This window comes from Amycolatopsis sp. NPDC003676, from assembly GCF_053587275.1.
Map to the genome: position 1 here is coordinate 124,790 of NZ_JBSFNS010000014.1, position 26,536 is coordinate 151,325.

Genomic DNA, 26,536 nt, shown 5'->3' on the forward strand with positions numbered 1-26,536 from the left:
GATGCTAGCGGGAGCGGCCGACAGGCTCGGCACGGGCTGGCCGAAACGCCGACGCGACGTGCGGAAAGAGGGGACGGCAGCCGCGCCGTCCCCTCTTTCGGTCCGCGGTCAGCGCCAGCCCAGTTCCGGGGCGACGTGGGTCAGGATGCTTTCCAGCACATGGGCGTTGTAGTCCACACCCAACTGGTTCGGCACAGTCAGCAGCAAAGTGTCCGCGGCCTGCACCGCCTCGTCTTCCTTCAGCTCCCGGACCAGTTCGTCCGGCTCGGCCGCGTACGAACGGCCGAAGATGGCGCGGGTGTTTTCGTCGATCATGCCGATCTGGTCGCGCGAGTTGCGGTCGCGGCCGAAGTACGCGCGGTCCAGGTCGTTGGTCAGCGCGAAGATGCTGCGGCTCACCGAAACCCTCGGCTCGCGCTCGTGGCCCGCTTCCTTCCACGCTTCGCGGTAGGCCTCGATCTGCTTACGCTGCTGAACGTGCAGCGGTTCGCCCGTTTCGTCGTCTTTCAGCGTGGAGCTTTGCAGGTTCATGCCCAGTTTCGCCGCCCACACGGCCGTCGCGTTCGAGCCCGAGCCCCACCAGATGCGGTCGCGCAGGCCTTCGGAGTGCGGTTCAAGGCGGAGCAGCCCGGGCGGGTTGGCGAACATCGGGCGCGGATTCGGCTGGGCGAAGCCTTCGCCTTCGAGCAGCTTCAGGAAGACTTCGACGCGGTCGCGGGCCATGTCGGCCTCGGTCTCGCCCTCCGCGGGGGCGTAGCCGAAGTACCGCCAGCCGTCGATGACCTGCTCGGGGGATCCCCGGCTCACGCCGAGCTGGAGCCTGCCCCGCGAGATGAGGTCGGCGGCGCCCGCGTCCTCGACCATGTACAGCGGGTTCTCGTAGCGCATGTCGATCACGCCGGTGCCGATTTCGATCTTCGACGTCCGCGCGCCGATCGCCGCGAGCAGCGGGAACGGGCTGCCCGCCTGGCGCGCGAAGTGGTGCACGCGGAAGTACGCGCCGTCGACGCCCAGCTCCTCCGCCGCGACCGCGAGGTCGATCGACTGGTGCAGGAAGTCGGAGGCCGACCGGGTCTCGGAGTGCGCGCTCGCCGACCAGTGGCCGAACGAAAGGAAGCCAATCTTCTTCACAGATGCTCAAACGTTCAACTACCCGGCGGCATTCCCGGGAGGCTTCATCGGGCGAGGCGTTCCAGCAGGACGACGGTCACCGTGTCCCCGGCCTCCTTGCCGATCACTTTCCGGAGTCCGGCGTTGACCGGGAGTTTGTGGGTGCCGTCGCCCAGCGCCATGAACGAGCTGCGGAACGGTTCGCCGTCGACGGTCCCGCGGACTTTCACCAGGCCGCGGGTGCCGAAGAACTCCGCCGAGCCGGGCCAGACCAGGTAGGTGTGGCCGCCCTTGGCCGGGCTCTTGCGCAGGGTCGCGGTGAATTCCTCGTTGAGTTCGGTCATGATCGGGCACTCCTTCGCCTCGGATGGCTGGTCACCCCGAGGTACGAACCTGGTCTCCGGATTTCGACACCCGTCCGGGGTTCGGATCGTAGAACTTCAGCCGCGGGTGCGATGGCCTGCGAGGGACCGGCACCCGAAAGGGGGAATACTCACTGCCGGTACCGGTCCGGTGCCGGACAGACAGCCCTCTCCCGGCACCGGACCGATTCCCCCTAGTTCGTCCCGCGGCGGCCCCGCGCGGCCGTTGCCGGGACTGGTCCGCCGGTGATCGTGAACTGCGATCCCGGCTCGCGGACCACGTCACCGGTCGCCGAATTCGTGATCGTCACGTTCGTCAGCGTCGCGCTGCCGCGAGCGCCGCTCATCGCGAGGATGCCCGCGCCGTTGTTCGACCGGTCGATCTTCACGTTGCTGATCGTCACGTCCGGCATCGCGCCGCCGCCGGTTTTGAACTGGATTCCGTCGTAGGTCGAATCGTGGATTTCGGTGTCCCGGAGCGTGATTCCCGGGATGTCCTTGCCCTGGGCGAAGAACGTGATCGCGCCGAATTTCTGCTGTTCGCCCCAGAAGACGCCGCCGCAGCGGTACAGCGCGTTGTCCGCGATCAGGGTCTGCCCGGAGAACGGCAGCGGGTCGTGGTCGGTCGCCAGCATGATCCCGGGGTAGTTCATCGTGTCGGAGACCAGGTTGTTCTCGATCTTGTTCCCGTACCCGCCGTAGACCGCGATTCCGTTGGCGCGCCACGGCAGCTGGACCGTGTTGTTGCGGAAAACGTTGTCGTGCGCGACGTCCACTGCCGGATCCTTCACGTACTGGTTCGCCCACACCGCCAGCGAATCGTCGCCGGTCGTCCGGAACGACGAGTTGACCACTCGCGAGTCGCGGGTGCCGTTGGTGAAATTGATGCCGTCGGCGTAGGTGTCGCGGATCCGCATGCCGCTGAACTCCAGGCCGTCGGCCGGGCCCCACAGCGCCGGGATGTTGCTGTAGTCCCGGCCGACCCACACGCCGACGTTCGCGTGCTCGATCCACACGTTCGAGATCTTCGTTCCGGTGCCGAACCGGCCGTTGAGACCGACGCCGCCTTCCGCGCCGCCGTCGCCGCCGCGGATCCGGCCGGAGCCGAAGATCGCGAGGTCGGAGATCTGCACGTTCTTGTCGATGTCGAAGCCGAAGTTGCCCTCGTGCGGATGGTTGATGCCGCCCGCGTCCTGCGGCTGGATCAGCGAGTACAGCTGCGAGTACCACATCCCGGCGCCGCGGATCGCGGCGTTCGAGATGCCGATCTGGTTGTACTGCCCGCCGCCGTTGGGCACGTTCGGGTCGTCGGTGAGGATCTTGCGTTCCTGCCGCCACTGGCCCGGCGGGATCCAGACGCAGCTGATCACGCCGTTCTGGTCGTCGGTGACCGCGCGCTGGATCGCCGCGGAGTCGTCGATGCCGTCGTCGGGCACGGCGCCGTAGTCGGTGATCGACGTGCATTCCGGCGGCTTCGGCAGGGCCGGCGCGACTTGTTCGAGGTCGATCAGGTCGATGACGTAGAACGCCGCGTTGTCGCCGTTGTCGCGCTGCAGCTTGAACTTCGTGCCCGGCGGGTACGACTGCGCCAGCAGCGCGTGCGATTCGTCGAACAGCCGCCGCGCGTCGGCGCCTGGCTTGTTCGTGAGTCCTTCGGGGTCGTCCGTGTTGCCGTAGAGCCAGCTGTGCGTAGACGACAGGTTCAGCTTCTGCGCGAAGGTTCCGTTGACGTACAGGCTGATCGTCGCGTCCTGTCCCCCGCCGCCGGGTGCGTCCGGGATCGAATTGCGGACCACGATCGAGTTCGCCTGGTTCGTGGACGTGAATTCCACGTACTGGCCCTGGTTCGCCAGCCGCACGGACTTCCGGCCGGAGGATTCGGTGGCGAAGTTCGTGTGCCCGAACGTGCGCAGCGGGTCGGTTTCCAGCAGTTGGCCTTGGTACTGCGCGGCTTCCGCCTCGTACTCGACGTAAGGCACCGCTGCGCCGCGGCCGACCACCATTGCCCGCGACAGGGTGTTGTTGGCTTCGTTGGTTTCCTCAATACTGCCGGTCGCGTCGGCCGTCGCGGTGAGGGTCGCGTTCGCGGCGGTCCAGGTGCCCCGCACCGCGACGTTTGCCGTGGCTCCGGCGGCGATCGCGGGTGTGTCGGCGTCGAAAGTACTGCTGCCAGCGGACAGTCGGGTCACCGAGGCTCCCGCACCGCTGGTGCCGCGGTTGTGCACCGCGACGGTGAACGACACCGGCGCGCCGACGGCCGGGTTCGGCGGGTTCGACGTGATGCCGGTGACCTCGAGGTCCGGTCCCGGCGCCTGCGCGATCACCAGCGGCGTCGGCGAGGTGAAGGTGTTGTTGGTGTCGTCCTGTTCGACGACGGTGTTGTCCGGGTCGACGGTGGCGGTCACGGGGTAGCTGCCCTGCGGCCGTTTGCCCGCCTGCACAGTCACCGTGGTGGACGCTCCGGCGGCGAGTGCGCCGATCGGTGCGGATCCGACGACGGTGCCGCCGAGGCTGACGTTGACTTTCGTCGCTCCGGCAGCGGCGGTGCCCGCGTTCCGCACAGTTGCCGATACCGCGAGGTCGCTGGTCTCGGTCGGGTTCGACGGGGTCCACGCGGTGCCGGTGACGACCAGGTCCGGGTTCGGCGCGGGTGTGCCGAAGACCTGGAACTCCGCAGTTTGCCCGCCGGGCGCACCCGAGTTGGCGAAGAACCGCAGCTGGACGTCCGCGGCGCGGCCGGTGAGCGGGATCGTCACGGTGTTCTGGTTCGTAGCCGGGTCAAAGCGGTAATCGGCCCGCGCGGCGAGCGTCGTGAATTCGCTGGCGCCCTGCGCGCGGCCGAGGATCTCGAAGTTCTGTGTCCGCGCGCCCCAGATCGGATCGGGGTTGAGTTTCACCACGGCCGAGGCGAGGTCGGCGTCGGCACCGAGCTTTGCTGTCAGGGTGTTCGGGTAGCCTGCGGAAGACTCCCAATAAGTACCAGTGTTGTTGTCGTTCGCGTTGGCCGCCGCGAACGCGCCGACCGTCGAGGACGCTTCGATCGGCTTGCCCGCGGCGAGGTTCTTGCCGGTCTGCGTCCCGGCCCGGACGACGTGGTTGCTGTCGGCGGACTCGTTCCCGGCCGCGTCCTTGGCGCGCACGAAGTACTCGATCCGCGTGCCCGCGGGCCGGTTCTCGGTGAACGTCGTGCCGGTGACCGTGGTGACGGGCGTGCCGTCGCGGTAGACGGTGTAGCCGGTCACGCCGACGTCGTCGGTCGACGGCGACCACGTCAGCCGGATTTGCCCGGACGCGGGTTCGGTCAGCGCGACGTTCGCGGGCGCGGTCGGCGCCTGCGTGTCCCCGGTGTCCGGGCCGTACAGCTCGAATTCCGAGAGTTGCGCGGCGGGCCACTGCGTGTTCGCGGTCACGTCGAGCCGCACGTAGCGCGCGGACGCGGTCACCGGGATGGTCACCGTGCCGGAGGCGAACGGGTACCCGGTCGACGCGACCAGATCGGTGAACGACGTGCCGTCGGCGCTGCCGCGCACGGTGAGCGTCTGGGTGCGGGATTCCCAGGTGGCAGGCAGTTTCAGCACGATCCGCGAAAGCGGCTTCGTGGAGCCGAGGTCGGCTTGGATCCATTGCGGGAAGGCGTTGTTGGCCGACTCCCAGTAGGTGTCCTGATTGCCGTCGAATGCGTTGGCGACGGGGTAGCCGGGCTGCACGCTGCTCGCCGACACCGTGCGCGTCAACGGCACATCAGCGGCGTTCGGAGCCGGACCCGGCGAAGGACCGCCGGCCGCGGCGGCGTGGGTGAGGCCTGCCGCGAACAGCCCTGCGGCGAGGAAACCGGCGAAGAGACGGGACAACCGCATCCGTATCATGGCATCTTCCGTTCTTGGGCAGGAGAAGGACGGGTGCCCGCCGGAGACACCGGGCGGGCACCCGCGCGCTCAATTGCGGGTGATCGTGAACGTGCTCGTCGTGTTCCGGATGTCCTGGTCGTTGTCGCTCAACGCGAGCCCGGTGAACGTCGCCGACCCGACCGCCGGTCCCTGACCGGGTTCCGGCAGCTCGTTGGCCCAGATCCCGATCCCGGACTTGGCGTCGAACTCGTCGCCGCTGCGATGCGCCCCGGAGATCGACACGTTCGTCAGCACCGTGTCCTGGACCGTGTTCTCCGGCTGGCCGCCGGTGTACTTGGTCTGGAACATGATGCCGCTGTACGTCGGGCTCTGGATGTCCACATCGGACACCCGGATGCCGCGGAACTCCTTGGAAGCGGAGAACATCCAGATCGCCGGGAACGTCTGCTTGCCCCAGAAATGGCCGCCGGTGCGGACCAGCGAGACATTCTGCACCGTCGTCGGCTGCGGCCCGAACCCGAGGAACGGATAGCCGAAGTCGAGCGAGCTGAGCGTGATCCCGGAATACGTCAGCGTGTCCGCGACGTAGAGGTTCCGGAAGGTGTTGTCGTACCCGCCGTACACCGCGATGCCCGCCGCGCGCCACGGGAGCAGCACGGTCAGGTTCTCGAACACGTTGTCGTACTGGTTGCCCTGGTTGATGTCCGTCGCGGCGAACAGCGCGAAGCTGTCGTCGCCGGTGGACCGGGCCTCGTTGTTCGTGACGTGGTTGCCGGTGCTGCCGTTGGTGAAGTTGACGCCGTCGGCGAACGTGTCGCGGATGCGAGAGTTCTTCACCGCGGAGTTGTCCACATTGGTCGCCCAGAGCAGGCACACCTGGTGCTCCACCCAGATGTTGTCGATGGTCATGTTCGTGACGCCGGTGAAGTTGAAGACCTTGCCCGGGCCGTCGATGCGGGACGTGTAGTTCCCGAACACGGCGAACCCGCTGAAGGTCGACCCGCTCGCGCTGGCCTGCGCGTCGAACCCGATGTCGGTGTTCTCCTGCCCGGCCGGCGCGGTGAACTTCGTGAACCACGGCCCGGCGCCGAGCACCGTCACCGGTTTGCCGTACACGGTGACCTTGCTGGTCATCGGGTACTGTCCGGCGGGGAGGTAGACGCCGGTGAGGTTCGGGTCCTGGCGGACCTTGTCCAGCGCGGCCTGCACGTCCTGCTGGCTGAACCCGGCCGGGACCGCGTAGTGCGCCGGGTCCGGATTCGCCGCCGCGGTGGCCAGTTCGAAGTTCACGAAGTCGATCGCGTAGTTCGAACTGTTCGCCGCGTCCTTCTGCAGCTTGATCTTGTGCCCGGCGGGCACGGTCGTGCCGAGCAGCATGCTGGCCTCGTCGTAGATGTGCCGCGCCGGTCCGGCTCCCGGCGAGTTGCCCGGCGAGGCTTCGGCACCGTAGAGCCACGCGTAGTGCGAGGTCAGGTCGATGGCTTTGAGGAAAGTGCCGTCGACGTACACGTTCAGCGTCGAGTTCTGCCCGCCGCCGCCCGCGGCGTCCGGCATTGAGAACCGTGTGACGAGCGTATTCGTCGCCGCGCGGGTGGTGAACTCCACCGAGGCACCGGTCGAGTTCAGCGTCACGGCTTTCCGGCCCGACGCCTCGCCCGCGAGATCGCCGATCGTCCGGTTAGGACCGATCACGGCCGCGCCGCCCGCGACGACGCCGTCCTCGGCCTCGTACATGTCGTACGGCATGTTGGCACCGCGCCCGACGAACAGTGATTGGGTGCTGGTGTTGTTGCCCTGCTTGGCAGGCAGCTCGTTGGCGTCGTTCGCGACGACCGTCTTCACCGTGTATCGGCCATTCGCTGCTGTCCAACTGCCAACCGTCACTGGTGTGGTCGCTCCAGGCGCGAGAATACCGGTGAAGGAACCGCTCAGTGTCTTGACGACCGTGCCGTTCTGATCAGCGATCGTGACCGTGACGCCGTGGGCGCCGTCCGCCGAAGCGACCGTGCCCTGGTTGCGCAGGGTCGCGGTGAAGGTCACTGGGTTGCCTGCCGACGGGTTGTTCGGCGACCACGCCGTAGCCGAGACGAGGTCGGAGCTCTGCACCGGGCTGACGATCAGCGGCGTCGAGCTGGTGTAGGAGTTGTTGTCCTCGTTCTGTTCGATGACGGTGTTCGCCTCGTCGACTTTGGCGGTCACGTCGTAGCTGCCCGCGTCCCGGGTGCCGATGTTCGCCGACACCGTCGTGGACGCTCCGGCCGCGAGCGGGCCGACTGCCGCCGTGCCGACCTTGGTCTTGCCCAGATAGAGGTTCACGTCGGTCGCGCCCGAGGCCGCCGTCCCGATGTTGCGGATCGTCGCCGACGCGGTGATCGCGTCCGTTTCCACCGGTTTCTGCGGCGACCAGGACACGTCGGAGACCGTCAGATCCGGATTCGGCGCGGGGACGCCGAAGACCTGGAACTCCGCGGCCTGACCGCCGCCCGCGCCGGAGTTGGCGGTGAAGCGCAGGCGGACGTCGGCGGCCCGGCCGCTGACCGGGATGGTCACGGTGTTGCCGCTGGCCGGGTCGAAGCTGTAGGTCTGCGCGGGGGCCAGCGTGGTGAACTCCGTCGCGCCCTGGTCGCGGCCCTCGACGGCGATCGTCTGCGTCCGTGTGCTCCACGCCGGGTCCGGGTTGAGCTTCACGACGACCCGGTCGAGGTCTGCGTGCGAACCCAGAGCCACGGTCAGCAGGTTCGGGTATGCCCCGCTGCCCTCCCAGTACGTGGTCACAGAGTCGTCGTTGGCGTTCGCCGCGACGTAGGTCTGCTGGGTCGACGACGCCGTGATCGGCTTGTGCAGCGCGAGATTCGCGCCGCTTTGGGTGCCGTTGCGAGTCACGGTGTTGCTGTTCGCCGACTGGTTGCCCGCCGCGTCCCGAGCACGCACGAAGTAAGCGACGCTCGCGCTGGCTGGCTGATTGTCGGTGTAGGACAGCACATCCCCGGCGACACTGCCACGGAGCTGGCCGTTCGCGTAAACGTCGTAACCGGTGACGCCGGTGTTGTCCGTGGACGCCGACCAGGTCAGCCGGATCTGGCCGCTCGCGGGTTCGGTATAGGCGAGGTTGCCGGGCGCGGACGGCGGCTGCGTGTCGCCGCCCGCCGGGCCGTGCACCTCGAACTCCGACAGCTGCGCGGCGGGCCAGCCGGTGTTGGCGGTGATGTTCAGCCGGACGTAGCGGGTGCTGCCGGTGAGGTTCACGGTGACGGTATTGCCGGTCGCCGGGTCGAACCGGTAGCCCGCTGACGGCACGAGGTCGCTGAAGCTCGCGCCGTTCGCACTGCCCTGCACCGAGAAGGTTTCGGTGCGGGCCTCCCAGTTCGTGGGCAGCTTCAGCACTAGCTGCGCGACGTTGGTCGTGGTGCCGAGATCGGCCTGAATCCATTGGGGGAACTGGTTGTTCGTGCTCTCCCAGTAGGTGGCCTGGTTGCCGTCTCCGACGTTGGCGACCGGATAGCCGGGGAGCTGGCTGCTGGCGGTGTAGGTCGCGGTGGCGGCTTGGGCGGCGGGCTGAACAGCTGGCGGAGCCGACGCACCGGCTGCCCAGGCGGGTGGGGCGACCAGCAGGGACAGGGCGGCGCAGAGCGCGGCGCGCAGGAAATGTCGCTTCGTTCTCATGGGTTTCCTCTGATCCAAGGAGGAGGGAGACGAGAGCGCCCCGCGTGGCGCGGGACGGCGGGGACCAGGGAGCGGACAGGCGGGAATCCCGTCCGGGGGCGCACGAGAACAGCACGGAGCAGTCGACATAGCACCTCTTCGTTGAGGCTGGGCAGGACGCTTACCGCGGTTGCCCGGGATCTAGTCAGATATTTTCACTGATTCGTTCAAGAATTACAGCCTCCCCGGAGCGGGAAGTCAACAGTGCGGTCCGCAGATCATGGCTTCCCACCAGCACTTTCACCGCGAGAGCAAGCGAGGCGCGCATCCAGTCGGAAACTTGCAGCGGTTTGCGGTAACTTTCACTCATGACACGACGTCTCGCCGAAGTCGCCCGCCAGGTCGGGGTCAGCGAAGCCACCGTCAGCCGGGTGCTCAACGGCAAGGCCGGGGTGTCCGCGAGCACCCGGGCCGCCGTGCTCACCGCGCTGGACGTGATGGGCTACGAGCGGCCGACGCAGTTGCGCGGCGAACGGGCCCGGCTCGTCGGGCTGGTGCTGCCGGAGCTGCAGAACCCGATTTTCCCGGCGTTGGCCGAGGTCATGGGCAACGCACTGGCCCAGCAGGGCTTCACGCCGGTGCTGTGCACGCGGACCGCGGGCGGGGTGTCGGAGGCGGAGTACGTCGAGATGCTGCTGCAGCAGCAGGTGTCCGGCGTGGTGTTCGCCGGCGGGATGTACGCGCAGGCCGACGCCGTGCACACGCACTACCACCACCTCGCGGAACGCCGGTTGCCGACGGTGCTGATCAACGCGGCGGTCGACCACCTCGGCCTGCCGCAGGTCTCGTGCGACGACGCGGTGGCCGTCGAGCAGGCGGTCGGGCACCTGAGCTCCCTTGGCCACGAGAAGATCGGCCTGGTGCTCGGACCGAACGACCACGTGCCGTCGCAGCGCAAGCTCGAGGCGTTCCGGGAGCACGCTGCGAAACTCGGACTCCCCGTGCTGGACGAACTGGTGGAGCACGGGATGTTCTCCATCGAAGGCGGGCACGCGGCCGCGGCGCGGCTGTACCCGCGCGGCGCGACGGCCGTCCTGTGCGCGAGCGATCCGCTGGCACTGGGCGCGATCCGCGCGGCGCGGCGGCAAGGTCTGTCCGTGCCGGGCGACATTTCGGTGGTCGGCTACGACGACTCCGCGCTGATGAACTGCACCGACCCGCCGCTGACCACGACGCGCCAGCCGATCGAGGCGATGGGCCGGGCCGTGGTCGAGCTGCTGGTGAAACGCATCAACGGCGGCGAGGTCGCGGTGGAAGAGCTGTTGTTCGCGCCGGAGCTGGTGGTGCGCGGGTCCACCGCGCGTCGGACAAACTGACGCCGGAGCCGACTGTTCACAAGTTGCAGATTCTCGTCGAGTTCTTGCGCAGACGCCGTTCGCGGCTTTAGGGTGACCGCCATCACCTGCTGTGCTCCCCTGCGAGATGAGGCTTGAGATGAGCAGACCCTGGTCCCCCGCCGCTCCCCGCCGGATGTTCGCCTTGCTCGCCGCAGCGGGGCTGGCGCTGGGAACAACCGCCTGCGGGAGCGGCGGCGATCCGGGAAGCTCCGCCGGGGGCAAGGTCACGATCACCGTCACCGGCCAGCCGCCGACGAGCCAGCCGTTCGAACGCGGTGTTTTCGACGCCGACGTCAAGGAATTCGAGGCGACGCACCCGAACGTCAAGATCGAACCGCACGAAGGGTTCATGGACCCGAAGACGTTCGGCGCGAAACTGGCGGGCGGGCAGCTCGAAGACGTCTACTACGTCTATTTCACCGATCCCGCCCAGATCATCGCCCGGCATCAGGCCGCGGACATCACCGAGGCGGTCAAGAAAGTCCCGCACGTCAACGACCTCAAACCGGAATTGCTCGACAACTTCCGCGGCGCGAACGGCAAGCTTTACGGCCTGCCGACGATGAATTACACGATGGGCCTGGTCTACAGCCGCCCGCTGTTCCAGAAAGCCGGGCTCGACCCGAACAAGCCGCCGCGGACCTGGGACGAGGTGCGCGCGGCGGCGAAGAAGATTTCCGCGCTGGGCAACGGAATCGTCGGGTACGCCGACTACAGCAAGAACAACCAGGGCGGCTGGCATCTCACCGGCTGGCTCGCGTCGATGGGCGGTTCCGTCGCGCGCAAGGACGGCAGCAAATGGGTCGCCGATTTCGACAATGAAAAAGGCAAAGCCGCGCTCGACCTCCTCCATGATCTGCGCTGGACCGACGATTCCATGGGCAGCAAGCAATTGCTGGAGGCCCAGGACGTGCAGCGGATGATGGGCGCGGGCCAGCTCGGCATGTACATGGCCGCCCCGGACAACGTGCCCGTGCTCGTCAAGCAGTTCAACGGGAAATACGAGGACTACGGCATCGCCGGGATGCCGGACGGCAAGGGCACGCTGCTCGGCGGCGAGGGCTACATGATCAACCCGAAGGCGTCGCCGGAGAAGATCAAGGCGGGCCTCGAATGGATCCAGTGGAAATATCTCAACCCGGACCGCTTCGAGAAGCACATCAAGCAGTACGTGGACGGCAAGCAGCCGGTCGGCCTGCCCGCCGAGCCGACCCCCGACGTCTGGCAGGGCGCGGTGCGCGATCAGCAGCTGGCACTGAAAGCCAAGTACGCGAACGTACCCGCGCAGAACTACCAGTCCTATGTGGACTCCACCGGCAAGATCAAGGGCAGCGTCGAACCGCCGAACGCACAGCAGGTGTACGCGATCCTGGACAGCGTGATGCAGGCGGTGCTCACCGACCGGAACGCGAATATCGATCAGCAGCTGTCGACGGCCGCGGCGAAGGTCACCAGTGTCCTCGCCCAGGTCAAGTAGCCTCCTCGCCTGGCCCGCGACGTCCTCGTCGCCGGCCAGGCGGCCGGCCGCCTCCCCCGCCGGGCAGCGCCGGGCCCGGCTGCGCCGCAAGCTCAAGGAGAACCTCACCGCGTACGGCCTGCTCTGCGCCGCGCTCGTGGTGTTCGCGATGTTCTCCTGGTACCCGATCGTGCGCGGGGTGCTGCTGAGCTTCCAGCAGGTCGACTTCGTCAACCCGCCGACGTGGGTCGGCCTCGACAACTTCGCCCGGCTGTTCGCGGATCCGCTGTTCGGCGTCGCCTGGCGGAACACGTTGCTGTTCACCGGTCTCGCGCTGGTTTTCGGCTTCGCCGTGCCGTTCCTGACCGCGGTGCTGCTCAACGAGATGCGCCACGCTCGCGCGTTCTTCCGGCTCGCGGTGTACCTGCCGGTGATGCTGCCGCCGGTGGTGACCGCGCTGATGTGGAAGTGGTTCTACGACCCGGGTTCCGGCCTGTTCAACTCCGCGCTCGGCGCGGTCGGCTTGTCCGGGCCGCAGTGGCTGGATTCGAGCGGCACCGCGATGCTGTCGCTGGTGTTCGTCTCGACCTGGGCGAACATGGGCAGCACCACGCTGATCTATCTCGCCGCGCTCGGCACCATCCCCGGCGAGCTGTACGAGGCCGCGGAACTCGACGGGGCCGGGATGTGGAAACGGCTGCGGCACGTGACATTCCCGCAGACCCGGTTCGTCCTGCTGATGCTCCTGCTGCTGCAGATCGTCGCGACCATGCAGGTGTTCACCGAACCATACGTGATGACCGGCGGCGGCCCGGACGATTCCACAGTGACCGTGCTCCTGCTGCTCTACCGGTATGCCTTCGTCTACAACGACTTCGGCTCGGCGAGCGCGATGAGCCTGCTGCTGTTCCTGGCGCTTGGCGTGTTCTCCGCGCTGTACGTCCGGCTGACCAGGAAGGCAGACCAGGCATGAGGACCCTCGTCTCGCCCGGCGCGCTGCGCAGCCGCCGCGGCAAGGTGGTCTACGGCGTCGTTTTCGCCGGCACGCTCGTGGTTTTCGTGCTCGCCTTCCTGTTCCCGCTGTACTGGGCGGTGACCGGGGCGATGAAGACGCCTCAGGAACTGGCGCAGACCCCGGCCACGCTCGTCCCGCACGAGTGGCATCCGGAGACCTTCGGCGAGGCCTGGGACCAGCTGAACCTCGGCAAGTACTTCCTCAACACCCTGGTCGTCGCGGGCGGGGCGTGGCTGGCGCAGATGGCCATCGACGTCCCCGCCGCCTTCGCGCTGTCGAAGCTGCGGCCGAAGTTCGGCAACGCCGTCCTCGGGCTGATGCTCGCCACCCTGATGCTGCCCGCCGCCGCGCTGCTGGTGCCGACCTACGTCACCATCACCGATCTGCCGCTGCTGCACCTGAACCTGATCGACTCCCCCGCCGCGGTCTGGCTGCCCGCCGCCGCGAACGCGTTCAACGTCTATGTGCTGAAACGGTTCTTCGACCGGATCCCGGACGAGCTGATCGAAGCCGCGCGGCTCGACGGCGCCGGGCCGGTGCGCACGCTGTGGCGGATCGTGCTGCCCATCTCGCGGCCGATCCTGGCCGTCGTGTCGATTCTCGCGGTGGTGACCGCGTGGAAGGACTTCATCTGGCCGCTGCTGGTGTTCCCGGACAGCGGCAAGCAGACGCTTTCGGTGATGCTGCAGCGGGTTGCCATCGATATGCCGCTCAACGTGCTGACCGCCGGGATGGTGCTGGCCAGCCTGCCGATGGTGGCGCTGTTCCTGGTGTTCCAGCGGCAGATCCTCGCCGGGCTCGCCGCGGGCGGGCTCAAGGGCTGAACCGGTCGTACTTCTGGCTTTCCCCCACCACGAGGAGGGTTTTTCCGTGACCGCATCGCGAAGACAAGACAGCTGGTGGCGCACCGCGGCGATCTACCAGATCTACGTCCGCAGTTTCGCCGACGGCAACGGCGACGGCATCGGCGACCTCGCCGGCGTCCGCGCGCGGCTCGACCACCTGGCCGCACTCGGCATCGACACGCTCTGGTTCACCCCGTGGTACCCGTCGCCGATGGACGACGGCGGCTACGACGTCGCCGATTTTCGCGACATCGAACCGCTTTTCGGCACGCTCGCCGAGGCGGAGGCGCTGATCGCCGAGGCACACGGACGCGGCCTGCGGGTGATCATCGACATCGTGCCGAACCACTGTTCCGACGAGCATCGCTGGTTCCGGGAAGCGCTCGCGGCGGGTCCGGGATCGGTTGCGCGTCAACGGTTCTGGTTCCGTCCGGGACGCGGGCGCGACGGTGCCGAACCGCCGAACAACTGGAAGTCGCGCTTCGGCGGATCCGCGTGGACCCGGGTGCCGGACGGCGAGTGGTACCTGCACCTCTACAGCTCGCGGCAGCCGGATTTCAACTGGGACAACCAGGACGTGCGCGCCGAATTCGAGGACATCCTGCGGTTCTGGTTCGACCGCGGGGCGGACGGCTTCCGCATCGACGTCGCCGACGGGCTGGTGAAGGACGCGCGGCTGCCGGACGTCGAGCCGGGCGATGAGACGCCGTTCTCCGATCAGGAGGGGCTGCACGAGATCTACCGGTCGTGGCGCAAGATCGCCGACAGCTACCCGGGCGAGCGCGTGCTGGTCGGCGAGATGTGGCTGCCGGACATGTCCCGCACCGCGCGGTACCTGCGCCGCGACGAGCTGCACTCGGCGTTCAACTTCGATTTCCTGGTCTGTCCGTGGGACGCGGCGCGCTTCCGGGAGGTCATCGAGCGGACGCTGGACGCGCACGGCGCCGTCGGCGCGCCGCCCGCCTGGGTGTTGTCGAACCACGACGTCACCCGGCACGTCACGCGCTACGGCCGGGCGGGCGACACCGGGTTCTCCTTCGCCGACCGGCTGCACGGCAGCTCGGTGGACCTGGTGCTGGGCACCCGGCGGGCTCGCGCGGCGGCGTTGCTGACCATGGCGCTGCCCGGCGGAATGTACGTCTACCAGGGCGAAGAGCTGGGGCTGTGGGAGGTCGAGGACATTCCCGCCGAGCTGCGGCAGGACCCGGTGTGGGCGCGCACGAACGGCGCCGACCCCGGTCGCGACGGCTGCCGGGTGCCGCTGCCGTGGTCCGGCGACGAGCCGCCGTTCGGCTTCGGTCCCGGCGGCGCGTGGCTGCCGCAGCCCGCGCAATGGCAGGCGTACACGGCGGAAGCGCAGGCGGCGGACCCGGCGTCGATGCTCAGCCTCTACCGCGCCGGGTTGCGGCTGCGCACGGAACTCACTGGCGAGCTGGAGTGGCTGTCGCTCGGCGACGACGTGCTCGCTTTCCGCCGGGGGCCAGGGTTCACTTTCGTCCTGAACTTCTCCGGTGCTCCGATCCCGCTGCATTCCGAGGTCCTGCTGGCCAGCGACCCGGTGACCACCGAACTGCCGACCGACACGGCGGTCTGGCTGCGTTCCTGACCCTCGCTCGCGCGGAGCCGATCACCTCGGGTGGTCGGCTTTTCGCGCTGCTCCGCTGAGCGGGATCTCGTTGACAGCACCCCAGTGCACGCCGACGATGATTCATCAGATGTATCGGCTGCTTACCCGCCCCGATTTCCTTGATGATCCAAATACCCATTGGCCTCGTAGACCACGTTGGCCCTTTCCCGATGGCGAAGCCACGAAACGCGCTCGCCGCACACCGGGGCTGCCGGTAGGGTGGGAAATGAAGCGGCCGGGGCCGGTCGCGGGCGAAGTACGACTAGACACTTGAGCCCTTGCACTATCCATGCGGCGCGGAACGTCCGCCGCGGACCATGACCCGCGACACAGAGCCTGATTTCGCGCATCATCGATTCGATTAACGGCTTGCATCAGCCACTGCGATCGCCAACAGTACCGCAGGTTCGATCAGCCAGCCGTCTTCCGGATCTGAGCCGATACAGGTTCGGAGCCGCTCCGCCAAGGACGCACCGCCGTGCAGGCGGGCCCACTCCAGCGCCTTCTCTTCAATATCCGGCTTCTCGTTGACGACGGTGACAAGATGCTCCGCGTAACCCGCAAGAAATTCTGCCACCACTTCGATCTCATCGAAGTCTTCGGCAGCGGAACTGTCCAGCAACGCGATCAACTGTGGAGCGAAACGATCGTCTGCTATCGCCATTTTCACCGTCATCACCGCACTGATGCTACGCAACTTGGACAGCTCGGAGTCATGATCAGGGGGAGCCTCGCACGGATGTGCGATCATGTATTTTTCTACCGACTTCAGAAAATCCTGATGGTCTTTTTTCGTGCGAAATCTTCCGTCAAGCCGCGGAAATGGCGCGTTGTCGCGCAGATATGCGTTCGACCAAGCCGGATGAACTTTTGCCAGCTCGAGTGTTTTCGCCATCTCAGCATCTAGTTCGCGGACGTCATCAGCAGAGAAAACTCTGTCACCTGGCTCTAGGGGACGACCGTGTTCAGTCTCGAACTCGCGTTCAAGATTATTCAGCGAGATGCTTGTAATCGGCCCCAGTGACATGACTTCGCGGTCGCGGCTCCTGACCGCGGCGTGCCCGAACTCGAGCGCCAGGACCACGAAATCGGTGCCCGAATCGCTGTGCCAGCGCTGGTCCTCACTGCTCACGGAACGCAGGAAGGCCGGAAACGTGAACAAGCGGCTGATCGTCGATTCGAGATCTAGGTCGCGCACTGCGGCTATCATGATCGTGTCGACAACAGGAATCAGGGAGGATGCTTCGTCAAGTCCGTACGACCAGGCGAGTGCACGCGCTGACAACTGCTCGACCGGCTCGTCGTTGGACGCGACGAGTGCAGCATACAAAGCGATTAACAGCTTAAATGCGCCATTCGATGTGCTGTAGCCGACATGTTCAAGTAGGCGCAGTCCATCGCGTAGCCGTTCGACGCAACTGTCGCGGCACTCAACTCTGGTATCCGGCTCCGCGCGGAACAGCTTGGCGCTCTCGATGGCCTCGGCGGACGGAACGGGGAGCACGAGATCTTCCGGCGGGCCACTGCGGAATCGGCCGTCAGAAAGCAAGGCGGCAGGCCGAAGCTCTGCGGCTAGCGTTCGCTGGCGGGGTTTCGTGTGCTCAAGGCGAGTATTCAATAGCAAGAGTGCGATCGGAGCGTCGATCGGCAGATCGTGCCCCTCGCTCAGCTTCACCGCCTCCGCCACAAGACACTCGACGCCTCCCCAGTGCGGCGTCTCCCGAAGCTTCCGGAACCAGGCGGTCCGCGCATTGCCGAACTCAGCCGCATCGCGAAATCTCCCGGGTGACGCGGCACCCAGGAAGACCAAGTCGAGCGGGTCCACCGCCCCGTACCATTCGGGCCCGTCGCCTTCGGCGTGAGCGAGCGCTACCATCGAGCAGCCCAGGGCATAGGCGGAGGCCAAGGTAAGTCGTCCGGACATGCCGGCGTCAACCAGCCTGCACATGGCGTTCTTGGCTGCTTCGTTTTCCGTCGAAGCCCCGGCCGAGCCGACTTCAGAGGCGCCAGGACGCGGTCCCTTGCCCGGCCGCCCAGCTCGTTTGCGTTTCGCGCGGCTCGCCTTGCCCACGGGTGACGCCCCCTCCGGATGCAACTGGTGCTCGATCACTGTCGCACCGGCTATGGTACTGACAGGCGGCAGCGAAACGCTGGGACAGACAACGGAGGGGAATGTCTGAAGGAAACGTGGGCGACGACCCAGCGCGAAACGAGGTCTCTGGCGGCGTTTTTCACGGACCGGTAGTTCAGGCTCGCGATATTGCCGGTTCGGTCGTCGTGAGTGGGAAACCTGCTGCCTCCGACCTTTGGGCACGCCCGGAAAAATGGCCGCTGGCACGGGACTGGAACCCCATATCAGCGGGCACGCACCGGGCGCGGTCACTCCCCGGCGGCGACAACGTTCCGCCCTACATCGAACGCGACATCGACGTGACGTTGCGGGCGGCGGTGGCGGCAGCGGCAGATACCGGCGACCTGGTTCTGCTGGTCGGCAACTCCGCAGCAGGCAAAACCAGAGCGGCGTTCGCAGCGATGCAGGCGGTGCTGCCAGACCACAGGGTCGCGACCCCCGTGACCGCCGCCGATGTGCTCGCGACGACAGAGACGATCGAGAGAGCTGGCGTCCGATGCCTCCTGTGGCTGGACAACGTGGATCTGCATCTGAAATCTGGCGCGGTCGACCAGAATACGCTCGAGGCTTGCCGACGGTTGCGAGTCCCTGTCATCGCGACGATTCGAGTGAGTCCGTACGAATCGTTCAGCGACGCCGCAGGCAACTCGCTGGCCGATGGGGTCGATCCGGCGTTGGCCCAAACCGCCCGAATCGGTGCACGCGTGCTCGAGACGACCGAGCCGATTGTGCTGTCCCGCATCTGGAGCCCTGTGGAGCTTGAGCGGGCAAGCGCCAGCACCGACGAACGGATCAGAGACGCGGTGGCGCATCACGGTCCCCATGGGGTCGCCGAGTACCTCGCGGCAGGTCCGGCAATCTGGTCGGAGTGGCGGCGTTCTGTCGACGTCGAGGGCAAGCCGCGGGGTGCTGCTTTGATCGGGGCGGCGATCGACCTCGCCCGCGCGGGCTTGCCCGGCCCGTATCCGCGGGAATTGCTCGCCGAATTGCACGAACATCATCTGGAGGCCATGGGCGGCATCTTGCTTCGTCCGGAACCGCTCGACGAGGCCTTCGTCTGGGCGAGCGAAATCCGGCTCGGTGTCACCAGCCCTCTCCTTCCCGCAGCCGGAGGGATGTGGCGCGTCTTCGACTACCTCGTCGACCGCATGGAAAGCCTCGAGCCCTGCCCTCCGGTTCCCGACGTCGTGTGGCCGCATGCCGCGCGAGCCGCTGGCCCTGCCGACCTGATGGGCGTCGCGACCGCCGCGGCCGAAGCAGCGACACGTGTCTCCTTTAGGATTGCGGAGGAGATCTGGCGTCCGATCGCCGCAGCCGACGCTGGGCCAATCTCTGCTCTGGCGCTGTTCAATCTCGGAGTCCTGTGCAGCGAGACTGATCGTCCGGAGGAATCGCTCGAACTCTTCAAACAGGCCGCAGACCTGGGAGAGCCCCGGTCCGCCTTCAATCTGAGCGTGCTCGCTGATCGGGCAGGAGACAAGGCTGCGGGGCGATCGTGGAACATTCGAGCTGCGGAACTCGGATACGGGCCCGCTTTGTTCCGGCTTGGCTTCGCAGCAGAAGAACAGGGCCTTCTGCCGGAGGCCGAGGACTGGTACCGACAGGGTGCGGCGCTAGGAGACCATCAGTCAGCGACAAATCTCGGGAAGATCCTGAGCCTTGGGGGCCGCGAAGAAGAAGCACAGCAATGGTTTCTTCGCGCGGCGGAGGAAGGTGACAAGATCGCTACCTTCAACATCGGCCTGTTCCACCACGAAGCCGGACGGCTCGACGAGGCCGAACGATGGTACTTGCTGGGCATCGAACGCGGATCTGACGAAGCCGCCAACAACCTGAGCAATATTCACAAAAATGCGGGCGACCAACCCGGTGCGGAAAGATGGTTGCGCCATGCTGCCGACGCCGGATACCCGGGTGCAGCTTTCAACCTCGGCCTCCTGTACGAGGAGTCCGGCCAGCCCCAAGAAGCAGAAACATGGTTTCGGCGCGCCGCAGGCAACGGACACCTCCGGGCGATCCATGCGCTCGGCAGGATCCGCTTGAACGAGGGTCGGCTCGACGAGACGGTTTCCTGGCTTCAACGAGCCGTTGACCTGGGTGACCGCGAGGCGGACGGGGTCATCGGCGGTCTTCTCCTCGATCTCGGGCGGACCGAAGAAGCGATCCCTCATCTGACTGTCGCAGCCGAAGCGGGCCATCACGATTCGGCGTTCAATCTCGGCACGATCTACGCGAACAACGGCGAAGTGAACGAGAGCGCACACTGGTATCGCCAAGCAGCGGAAGGCGGAGACGCCGATGCTGCAGCGAATCTGGCTGATGTGCTGTTCCGCGCCGGTCGCGTCGCCTCAGCCGTGTGGTGGATCGGCCGCGCCGGCGATCTGCGCGCAGCAGCTGCTGAGAGCTGATCCGCGCCCATCGCTGCCGACTTCCCCGGGACACTTCCGTCCAACGCCCGGCCCCGGCCCGCTGACACGCCTGATTCCGCCTCCTGCATGGAGCCGATCCGCGCCCCGCTGAGCGGAACCTCCCACCTCCGTCCGGCCCAGTCTCCTTGACGCCAGCTTAGCGCACACCGATGATGATTCATCAGATGTATCGGCCACTAGCTTGCCCCGGTTCCCCTGATGATCGAGAAATTCCCCGCCAGGCATCGGACCACTGGACTTCACTGTGGAGGTTCCATGACGACCTTTCCTCGTCGGCACGCACTCGGCATGGCACTCGGCGGCGCGGTGCTGCTCGGGACAGCGGGCACCGCGGCGGCCGCGAGCGGGCCAGCGCAACCGGAGGTCACGGACGGCGCGGGCACCCCGGTCGTCCCGCCGCCTCCGCCGGTGCCGGTTCCCCTCGACGCGTGGTTCGACAACGACGGCATCGACTCCGCGAGCGCGCACGACGGGAACTTCGACGGCTCCGGCTACACCTTCCCGGCGGAGCAGATCCCGGCCGGCAGCACGGTCACCGCGGGCGGCGTGCCCTATCTGCTCGGCTCGGCCGCCGCCGGGGCGAAGAACAACGTCATCGCGCTCGGCCAGCGCATCGACCTGCCCAAGGGCCGGTACTACGGGGCCGCGTTCCTCGTCGCGTGCAGCTACGGCAGCACCGGAGGCGCCGCGACCGTCCACTACGCCGACGGCAGCACCAGCACCGCGACCCTGTCCGGGTCCGACTGGTGGGGTTCTGGCGGCGCCGTCGTCTCGGCCTTCCGCTACGGCCCGGGCGGGGTCACTGACCAGAACCCGGTGTCGATCAGCACCGCGCAGGTGTGGATCGACCCGGCGCGCGAGGCGGTCGCGCTGACCCTGCCCAAAACCGCCCCGCCCGCCGCGAATGTGCCTAGCCTGCACGTGTTCGCGCTGACGATGCAGCCGATCGCGCAAGGCCGTTCGGCCACCGTCCTCGACGCCCGCGCCACCGCTAACCTGCTGCAAGACGGCGGGCCGCAAGCTGTCGAAGCGACGATCGTCAACACCGGCACCGTCTGGCTCGAAACGCGCGACCGGATCACCGTCACGCTCGACGTCCCCGGCGGCCGCGTCCGCACGCCCGCGCCGATCCCGCGCCTCGCACCGGGCGAGCAGACCACCGTGCGGCTCGGCCTGACCTCCGACCGCGGCCTGCCCGCCGGAACTCCCGCGACCGGCCGGATCCGCGTGCTCGCCGACCGGTCGACGATCGCCACCCGGTCGCTGCCGGTGCCGCTCGGCATCCCGGACTTCCGGCCGACCGACGAGTCGCTGTCCACGCATCGTGCGCCGTATTGGTTCTGCGACGCCAAATTCGGGATCTTCATCCACTGGGGCGTGTACTCGGTGCCCGCGTGGGCTCCGGTCGGGCAGCAGTACGCCGAGTGGTACTGGAACAACCAGCAAGATCCCAACGGTCCCACCTACGCCTATCACGCGAAGACTTACGGCGAATCGTTCGTATATGACGACTTCATCCCGAAGTTCACCGCCGCACGGTTCGATCCGCGTTCGTGGGTGCAGCTCATCGAGGACGCTGGCGCGCAGTACTACGTGCTGACGTCCAAGCACCACGACGGTTTTGCCTTGTGGGACACCAAAGTCAGCGGCCGCAACGCGAAGAAGCTCGGCCCGCGCCGGGATCTCGTCGCCGATCTGTTCGCCGCCTCGCGCAAGTACACGCCGGGTCTGCGCAACGGTCTGTACTTCTCGCTGCCGGAGTGGTTCAACCCGGACAACCCGTGGATGGGCCACGCGCCGCGCAATCCGTACACCGGCGCGCCGGTGTCGTACACCGGTTACACCGCTGGCCGCGATTTCGTGAAGGACCTTCAGGCACCGCAGGTGCTGGAGCTGATCTCCGACTTCGATCCGGACGTGCTGTGGTTCGACATCGGCGGTATGAACGACAGCCGCGACGTACTGACGGAGTATTTCAACCGGGCCAAGAACCGCCGTCGCCCCAAGGACGTCACGTACAACGACCGCGGCGGCATCCCGGACCACGACTTCACCACGCCCGAGTACGCGACATATCCGAACACTGTCGTCGCGAAATGGGAATCGAGCCGGGGACTGGATCCGTTCTCCTACGGCTACAACCGAGCGACGCCGGACGACAAGTACATGACCACCGATGACGTGGTGCACACGCTGGTCGATGTGGTGTCGAAGAACGGCAACTTCCTGCTGGACATCGGCCCCGACTTCGACGGCACCATCCCGGCCGTGATGCAGCAGCGGCTGCGCGAGACCGGGGCTTGGCTGCGCACCAACGGGGAAGCGATCTACGGCACGACTTACTGGTCACGGATGGCCCAGCTCGGCGACCTGCGGTTCACGGTGCGGCCTGGTTCGGCCTTCTACCTCATGTCGCTCGTCGCGCCCGGGTCGCAGCTCGTGGTCGACGCCCCGGTCCCGATCCGGGTTGGGGACCGCGTGTCGATGCTCGGCTACGGCGGTCCGTTGCACTGGAGTCAGAGTGGGGGCCGCCTGGTGATCGATGTTCCCGCAGCCGCGCGTGCGGCCGGGAAGCACGCGTGGGTGTTCAAAGTGGACTGGCGCTGACGCTCGCCGGGGCGGTCCGTGATGGGCCGCCCCGGCAACCGCTTTCCAAGTCCCGCGCCCGAGCCGCGACATCGGCGTCTGAACAGAAACCGCGTCCGCTGCGCTTCAAACACAACAGGCCGAGCAACCGACCGCTCGAGTCCACCACAGCCAACCGGCGACGAGACATCCCCCGCCAGGTCTCATACAGATCCGCCTCCGCGCCGACCACCCGTCCGGTCAACCGGCCAGCCCGATACGCCGGAAGCGCCTCCGCCAGCCCGTCGAGATCCGGCCGTTCCACGACGCTCAGCAAAGTCTCCCCAGAAACCACCAGCGCGGCATGCACATGATCGTCCTCGAAGAGCCCCCGCACCTCGCCGACGGTCGCCGACGCGTCGAGCACCTTCGGCGCCCGGAGCATCGCCTCACCGACCGTCGACGCGCCGCGGAAATCCGGGGACGTCACTGCGGGTTGTTCCACGCCGCGTCGGACCGGTCCTCCGCCGCCGTGCGTTCCCGCGCCAGTTCCAGCGCTCGCCGGGCGGTCGCCTCGTCCGAGTACGGGCCGAGCCGGTCGACGCCGCGCGCTTGGCGGCCGCGTTCGACCTCGTTCGTGCGCGTGTTGTAGTACCACTCTTCAGACATCGTCAGCTCCCCAAAGAATCGATCGAGCGGGCCGAATCGACCCGCAGCGCCTGCATCGCGGTGACCAGTTCGGCCAGGTCCCGCGGATCGGTCAGCGTCCGGTCGGTGAGTTCCCGGATCCGGCGCAGCCGGTACCGGACGGTGTTGGCGTGGCAGTGCAGCACCTGCCCCGCGCGTTCGGACGAACCGCCGTGCGCGAAGTACGCGTCCAGGGTCTCCAGCAGCACGTCGCGTTCCTCGGCGGGCAGCTCCAGCACCGCGCCGAAAACCTGCTCCCCCAGCCTGCGGCCCTCGTCCGGGTCGTAGGCGACGAACGCCGCCAGCGGGCTCGGGTCGAACGCGCGGACCTCGCCGCGTTCCGGCGGGATGCCGGACAGCGCAGTGCGTGCCAGGTGGACCGCGCGCGGCGTTTCGGTCAGGGAACGGAACAGCGGGCTGACGCCGGTGCGAGCCAGCGCCAGTTCCCGCAGCAGGCCGAGCATCGCGTCGTACTGCTCCTCGCGCAGCGACACCACGCCGGCCTGCAGCGTCGGCGAGAGATGCCACGCCGACACGATCCCTAGCTGCCCGAGCCGCCGTTCGACGCCGACCAGGCTCTCCTCGGCCAGCCCGCGCGTTTCGGCGGCGACCACGGTCAGCTTCCCGTCCAGCGACAGGCCGAGCAGCCGTCCCGCCTCCCACGGCCCGGAGTCGGATCCGCGCGCGCCGGTCAGCAGCGCCTCGGCCAGCGCGGACCGCCGTCGTTGCTGCGCGACCAGCAGTTCCGCGCTCGCCGCCCGGTACGCCTCGGTCACCCGGACCGCGTGCTCGTCGGTGACCTGCCACAGCAGGCTCGCGACGTCGATCAGGACATCGGTGCTTCCGGTTTCGCGGGCGCGGCCCACCAGCAGGTCCCACAGCATCGAGCAGGCGATCCGGTACACCTGCAGCACCTCGGGCAGCGGCGCGCCCTGGTGCGCCCGGCGGCGGCCGGTCTCCTTCGGGGCGCGCTGGTCCGGAGCCTCGGCACCGCCCAGCGCGTCGACCATGAACCGGAGGTTCACCGCGATCGAGCGGTGCAGGTCGGCGCGCGGGACGATCTTCTCGTCCCGGTACATCCCGATCCGCTCGCAGCTCGCCGCGCAGACGTCGTCGATCAGCCGGGGCAGCCGTGCGTCGGCCCAGGCGACGAGTTCGGTCAGGGCGGCGGTCCGCACAGCGTTTTCCTCCCGGTCGGCCACGTCCGGGATCGTACCCCGCGCCCGGCGGCGGCCGCTCAGGCGGATTTCGCCCGCCCGGAAACGAGCTGCGTTTTCCCGCGCATTTTGTGGAGCGGCACAGAAATGTTTGTTGTCGTCCACAATTAAGCCGGTCGCATTCCCCTCCCGGATGCCCGGCGCGGTCCGTCGTGCTTGAATCGGCAGGGAAGCACAGTTTCGGGCCGAGAGGGTTACGGTGGACGACCAGCAGCGCGAAGACCAGCCGGAGTTCAAGCCTTACCACCATCCGGCCGCGGGCTGGGGCGCGGCGAAAAGCGTGACGCAGTTCCTCGTCCGGGAACGGGAACTCGTCGCCGGACCGCGCGCGATCGTGAAGATGAACCACGAGAACGGCGGGTTCGACTGCCCGGGCTGCGCGTGGCCGGACGACACCAAGGGCCTGCATCTCGACATTTGCGAAAACGGGATCAAGCACGTCACCTGGGAGATGACGCGGAAACGCGTCGGCGCGGAATTCTTCGCCGCGCACACCGTGTCCGAACTGGACGGCTGGAGCGACACCGCGCTGGAGGCGCAGGGCAGGCTCACCGAACCGCTGCGCTACGACGAGAAGACCGACCGGTATGTCCCGATTTCGTGGGACAAGGCTTTCCGGCTGGTCGGCGACACGCTGCGCGGCCTCGACTCCCCCGACCAAGCCGCGTTCTACACCTCCGGCCGGCTGGGCAACGAGGCGACGTTCCTGTACCAGCTGTGGGCGCGCGAGTTCGGCACGAACAACCTGCCGGACTGCTCGAACATGTGCCACGAGGCGAGCGGCCGCGCGCTGCAGGCCGCCATCGGCACCGGCAAGGGCACCGCGGACATCCACGACTGGGAAGCCGCCGACGCGCTGTTCATCATGGGTGTCAACGCCGCGTCGAACGCGCCCCGAATGCTCACCGCACTCGCCGAGGCACACCGGCGCGGCGCGCAGATCGTGCACATCAACCCGCTGGTCGAGGCGGGTGCGACGCGCACGATCATCCCGCACGACTTCGTCCGGATGGCCACCTTCCGCGCGACCCCGACGTCCACGCTCAACCTGCAGCCGCGCATCGGCGGCGACCTCGCGTTCCTCCGCGGCATGGCAAAAGCCCTGCTTGAGATGGCAGAGACCGATCCTGAAGCGATCAACTCGGACTTCCTCGAGACCTATACCACCGGCGTCGAAAAGTACCGCGTCGTCTGCGAAACCACGTCGTGGGCCGAGCTGGAACGGCAGTCCGGGCTGACGGAGGCCGAAATCCGGGCGGCGGCCAAGATCTACCGCGACGCCGACCGGTCGATCATCAGCTGGTGCCTCGGCGTGACGCAGCACGAGCACGGCGTCGACACCGTCCGCGAGATCGTGAACCTGTTGCTGCTGCGCGGAAACATCGGCCGCCCCGGGACCGGGCCGTCGCCGGTGCGCGGGCACAGCAACGTGCAGGGCAACCGCACCTGCGGCATCGACCATCGCCCGGCGCCGGAGTTCCTCGACAAGCTCGCCGAGGTCTGCGGCATCGACCCGCCGCGCCACCACGGGCTCGACACTGTCGGCACCATCGAGGCGATGCACCGCGGCGACGTGCGCGTGTTCGTCGGAATGGGCGGCAACTTCGCCCTCGCCGCGCCCGACACGCCGTACACCGCGGCCGGGCTGCGCAAATGCGAGCTCACCGTGCAGGTCAGCACGAAACTCAACCGCAGCCACCTCGAGCACGGCAAGCAGGCGCTGATCCTGCCCTGCCTCGGCCGGACCGAAAAGGACTTCCAGACCGCCGGTCCGCAGTCGACGTCGGTCGAGGACGCGATGAGCATGGTCCATCTGTCGACCGGCATGAAGAAGCCCGCCTCGCCGCACCTGCTGTCCGAACCCGCGATCATCGCCGGGATGGCGAGCGCGACGCTGCCGGAAAGCGCGACGCCGTGGACGGACTACGTCGGCGACTACGACCGGATCCGCGACACGATGGCGCGGGTGCTGGACGGTTTCGAGGACTTCAACATCCGCGTCCGCGAGCCGCTGGGCTTCCGCATCCACCAGGCCGCGCGGCAGCGGGTCTTCCACACGCCGTCCGAGCGTGCCGAGTTCTCGACCGCGGACCTGCCGGACGTCGTCCCCGCCGCCGGCACGCTCGCGCTGGGCACGATGCGCTCGCACGACCAGTGGAACACGACGATCTATTCGGACGACGACCGGTATCGCGGCATCAAGAA

At 67.5% G+C, this 26,536-nt stretch carries 17 protein-coding genes; 8 read left to right on the forward strand and 9 right to left on the reverse strand.

Features of this window, described 5'->3' with window-relative positions; genetic code table 11:
- Window positions 1-108 precede the first annotated feature (108 nt).
- The 5 genes from ACWDNU_RS12310 to ACWDNU_RS12330 all read right to left on the reverse strand — a co-directional run bounded on the left by ACWDNU_RS12310 (window position 109) and on the right by ACWDNU_RS12330 (window position 9,332).
- Window positions 109-1,131, reverse strand: coding sequence for an LLM class flavin-dependent oxidoreductase (locus ACWDNU_RS12310; protein ID WP_370937790.1), 1,023 nt, complete (start codon window positions 1,129-1,131; stop codon window positions 109-111).
- Window positions 1,132-1,175: 44 nt separating this feature from the next.
- The gene (locus tag ACWDNU_RS12315; protein ID WP_370937791.1) at window positions 1,176-1,454 is read right to left on the reverse strand and encodes a DUF1905 domain-containing protein; all 279 of its coding nucleotides are present in this window, start codon (window positions 1,452-1,454) and stop codon (window positions 1,176-1,178) included.
- A gap of 212 nt (window positions 1,455-1,666) precedes the next feature.
- Window positions 1,667-5,329, reverse strand: coding sequence for a CARDB domain-containing protein (locus ACWDNU_RS12320; RefSeq protein WP_449668859.1), 3,663 nt, complete (start codon window positions 5,327-5,329; stop codon window positions 1,667-1,669).
- A 78-nt stretch (window positions 5,330-5,407) separates the two neighbouring features.
- A complete protein-coding gene (locus ACWDNU_RS12325; RefSeq protein WP_449668860.1) occupies window positions 5,408-8,983 on the reverse strand; it encodes a CARDB domain-containing protein in 3,576 nt (1,191 codons plus the stop codon).
- A gap of 184 nt (window positions 8,984-9,167) precedes the next feature.
- The gene (locus ACWDNU_RS12330; protein ID WP_449668861.1) at window positions 9,168-9,332 is read right to left on the reverse strand and encodes a hypothetical protein; all 165 of its coding nucleotides are present in this window, start codon (window positions 9,330-9,332) and stop codon (window positions 9,168-9,170) included.
- On the opposite strand from ACWDNU_RS12330, the gene ACWDNU_RS12335 reads away from it, so the two are divergent.
- From ACWDNU_RS12335 to ACWDNU_RS12355, 5 genes are all read left to right on the forward strand, one after another.
- A complete protein-coding gene (locus ACWDNU_RS12335) occupies window positions 9,331-10,338 on the forward strand; it encodes a LacI family DNA-binding transcriptional regulator (RefSeq protein ID WP_449668862.1) in 1,008 nt (335 codons plus the stop codon). The two genes, ACWDNU_RS12330 and ACWDNU_RS12335, sit on opposite strands and share 2 nt — an antisense overlap.
- 118 nt (window positions 10,339-10,456) lie before the next feature.
- Window positions 10,457-11,836: an ABC transporter substrate-binding protein gene (locus tag ACWDNU_RS12340; protein ID WP_449668863.1), complete on the forward strand. Its 1,380-nt coding sequence runs from the start codon at window positions 10,457-10,459 to the stop codon at window positions 11,834-11,836.
- Entirely contained in the window at window positions 11,814-12,788 is a 975-nt protein-coding gene (locus ACWDNU_RS12345; protein ID WP_449668864.1) for a carbohydrate ABC transporter permease, read from the forward strand. The genes ACWDNU_RS12340 and ACWDNU_RS12345 overlap by 23 nt, the downstream gene beginning before the upstream one ends.
- Window positions 12,785-13,654 (forward strand): carbohydrate ABC transporter permease, encoded by an 870-nt coding sequence (locus tag ACWDNU_RS12350; protein ID WP_449668865.1) that lies wholly within the window; start codon window positions 12,785-12,787, stop codon window positions 13,652-13,654. The genes ACWDNU_RS12345 and ACWDNU_RS12350 overlap by 4 nt, the downstream gene beginning before the upstream one ends.
- Before the next feature lie 46 nt (window positions 13,655-13,700).
- Window positions 13,701-15,281 carry a glycoside hydrolase family 13 protein gene (locus ACWDNU_RS12355; protein ID WP_449668867.1) on the forward strand — a complete coding sequence of 527 codons (1,581 nt, stop codon included), beginning with the start codon at window positions 13,701-13,703 and terminating at the stop codon, window positions 15,279-15,281.
- 382 nt (window positions 15,282-15,663) lie between these two features.
- Here ACWDNU_RS12355 and ACWDNU_RS12360 read toward each other — a convergent pair whose 3' ends face one another.
- The gene (locus ACWDNU_RS12360) at window positions 15,664-17,412 is read right to left on the reverse strand and encodes a hypothetical protein (protein WP_449668868.1); all 1,749 of its coding nucleotides are present in this window, start codon (window positions 17,410-17,412) and stop codon (window positions 15,664-15,666) included.
- A 77-nt stretch (window positions 17,413-17,489) separates the two neighbouring features.
- On the opposite strand from ACWDNU_RS12360, the gene ACWDNU_RS12365 reads away from it, so the two are divergent.
- Window positions 17,490-19,841 (forward strand): SEL1-like repeat protein, encoded by a 2,352-nt coding sequence (locus ACWDNU_RS12365; RefSeq protein WP_449668869.1) that lies wholly within the window; start codon window positions 17,490-17,492, stop codon window positions 19,839-19,841.
- Window positions 19,842-20,117: 276 nt separating this feature from the next.
- Complete coding sequence (locus tag ACWDNU_RS12370) at window positions 20,118-22,469, forward strand: alpha-L-fucosidase (RefSeq protein WP_449668870.1); 2,352 nt, start codon at window positions 20,118-20,120, stop codon at window positions 22,467-22,469.
- Here the strand turns inward: ACWDNU_RS12370 and ACWDNU_RS12375 are convergent.
- Genes ACWDNU_RS12375 through ACWDNU_RS12385 form a run of 3 tightly spaced genes read right to left on the reverse strand, consistent with a single transcriptional unit; the run spans window position 22,450 to window position 24,316 of the window.
- On the reverse strand, window positions 22,450-22,932 hold the full coding sequence (locus tag ACWDNU_RS12375; protein WP_449668871.1) for a CBS domain-containing protein: 483 nt from the start codon (window positions 22,930-22,932) through the stop codon (window positions 22,450-22,452). The genes ACWDNU_RS12370 and ACWDNU_RS12375 overlap by 20 nt on opposite strands.
- Complete coding sequence (locus tag ACWDNU_RS12380; RefSeq protein ID WP_449668872.1) at window positions 22,914-23,096, reverse strand: hypothetical protein; 183 nt, start codon at window positions 23,094-23,096, stop codon at window positions 22,914-22,916. The genes ACWDNU_RS12375 and ACWDNU_RS12380 overlap by 19 nt, the downstream gene beginning before the upstream one ends.
- Window positions 23,097-23,098: 2 nt before the next feature.
- A complete protein-coding gene (locus tag ACWDNU_RS12385; protein WP_449668873.1) occupies window positions 23,099-24,316 on the reverse strand; it encodes a PucR family transcriptional regulator in 1,218 nt (405 codons plus the stop codon).
- 214 nt (window positions 24,317-24,530) lie between these two features.
- Here ACWDNU_RS12385 and ACWDNU_RS12390 point away from each other — a divergent pair.
- Window positions 24,531-26,536 (forward strand): FdhF/YdeP family oxidoreductase (locus ACWDNU_RS12390; protein ID WP_449668874.1); only part of this gene is annotated, 2,006 nt, incomplete at its 3' end.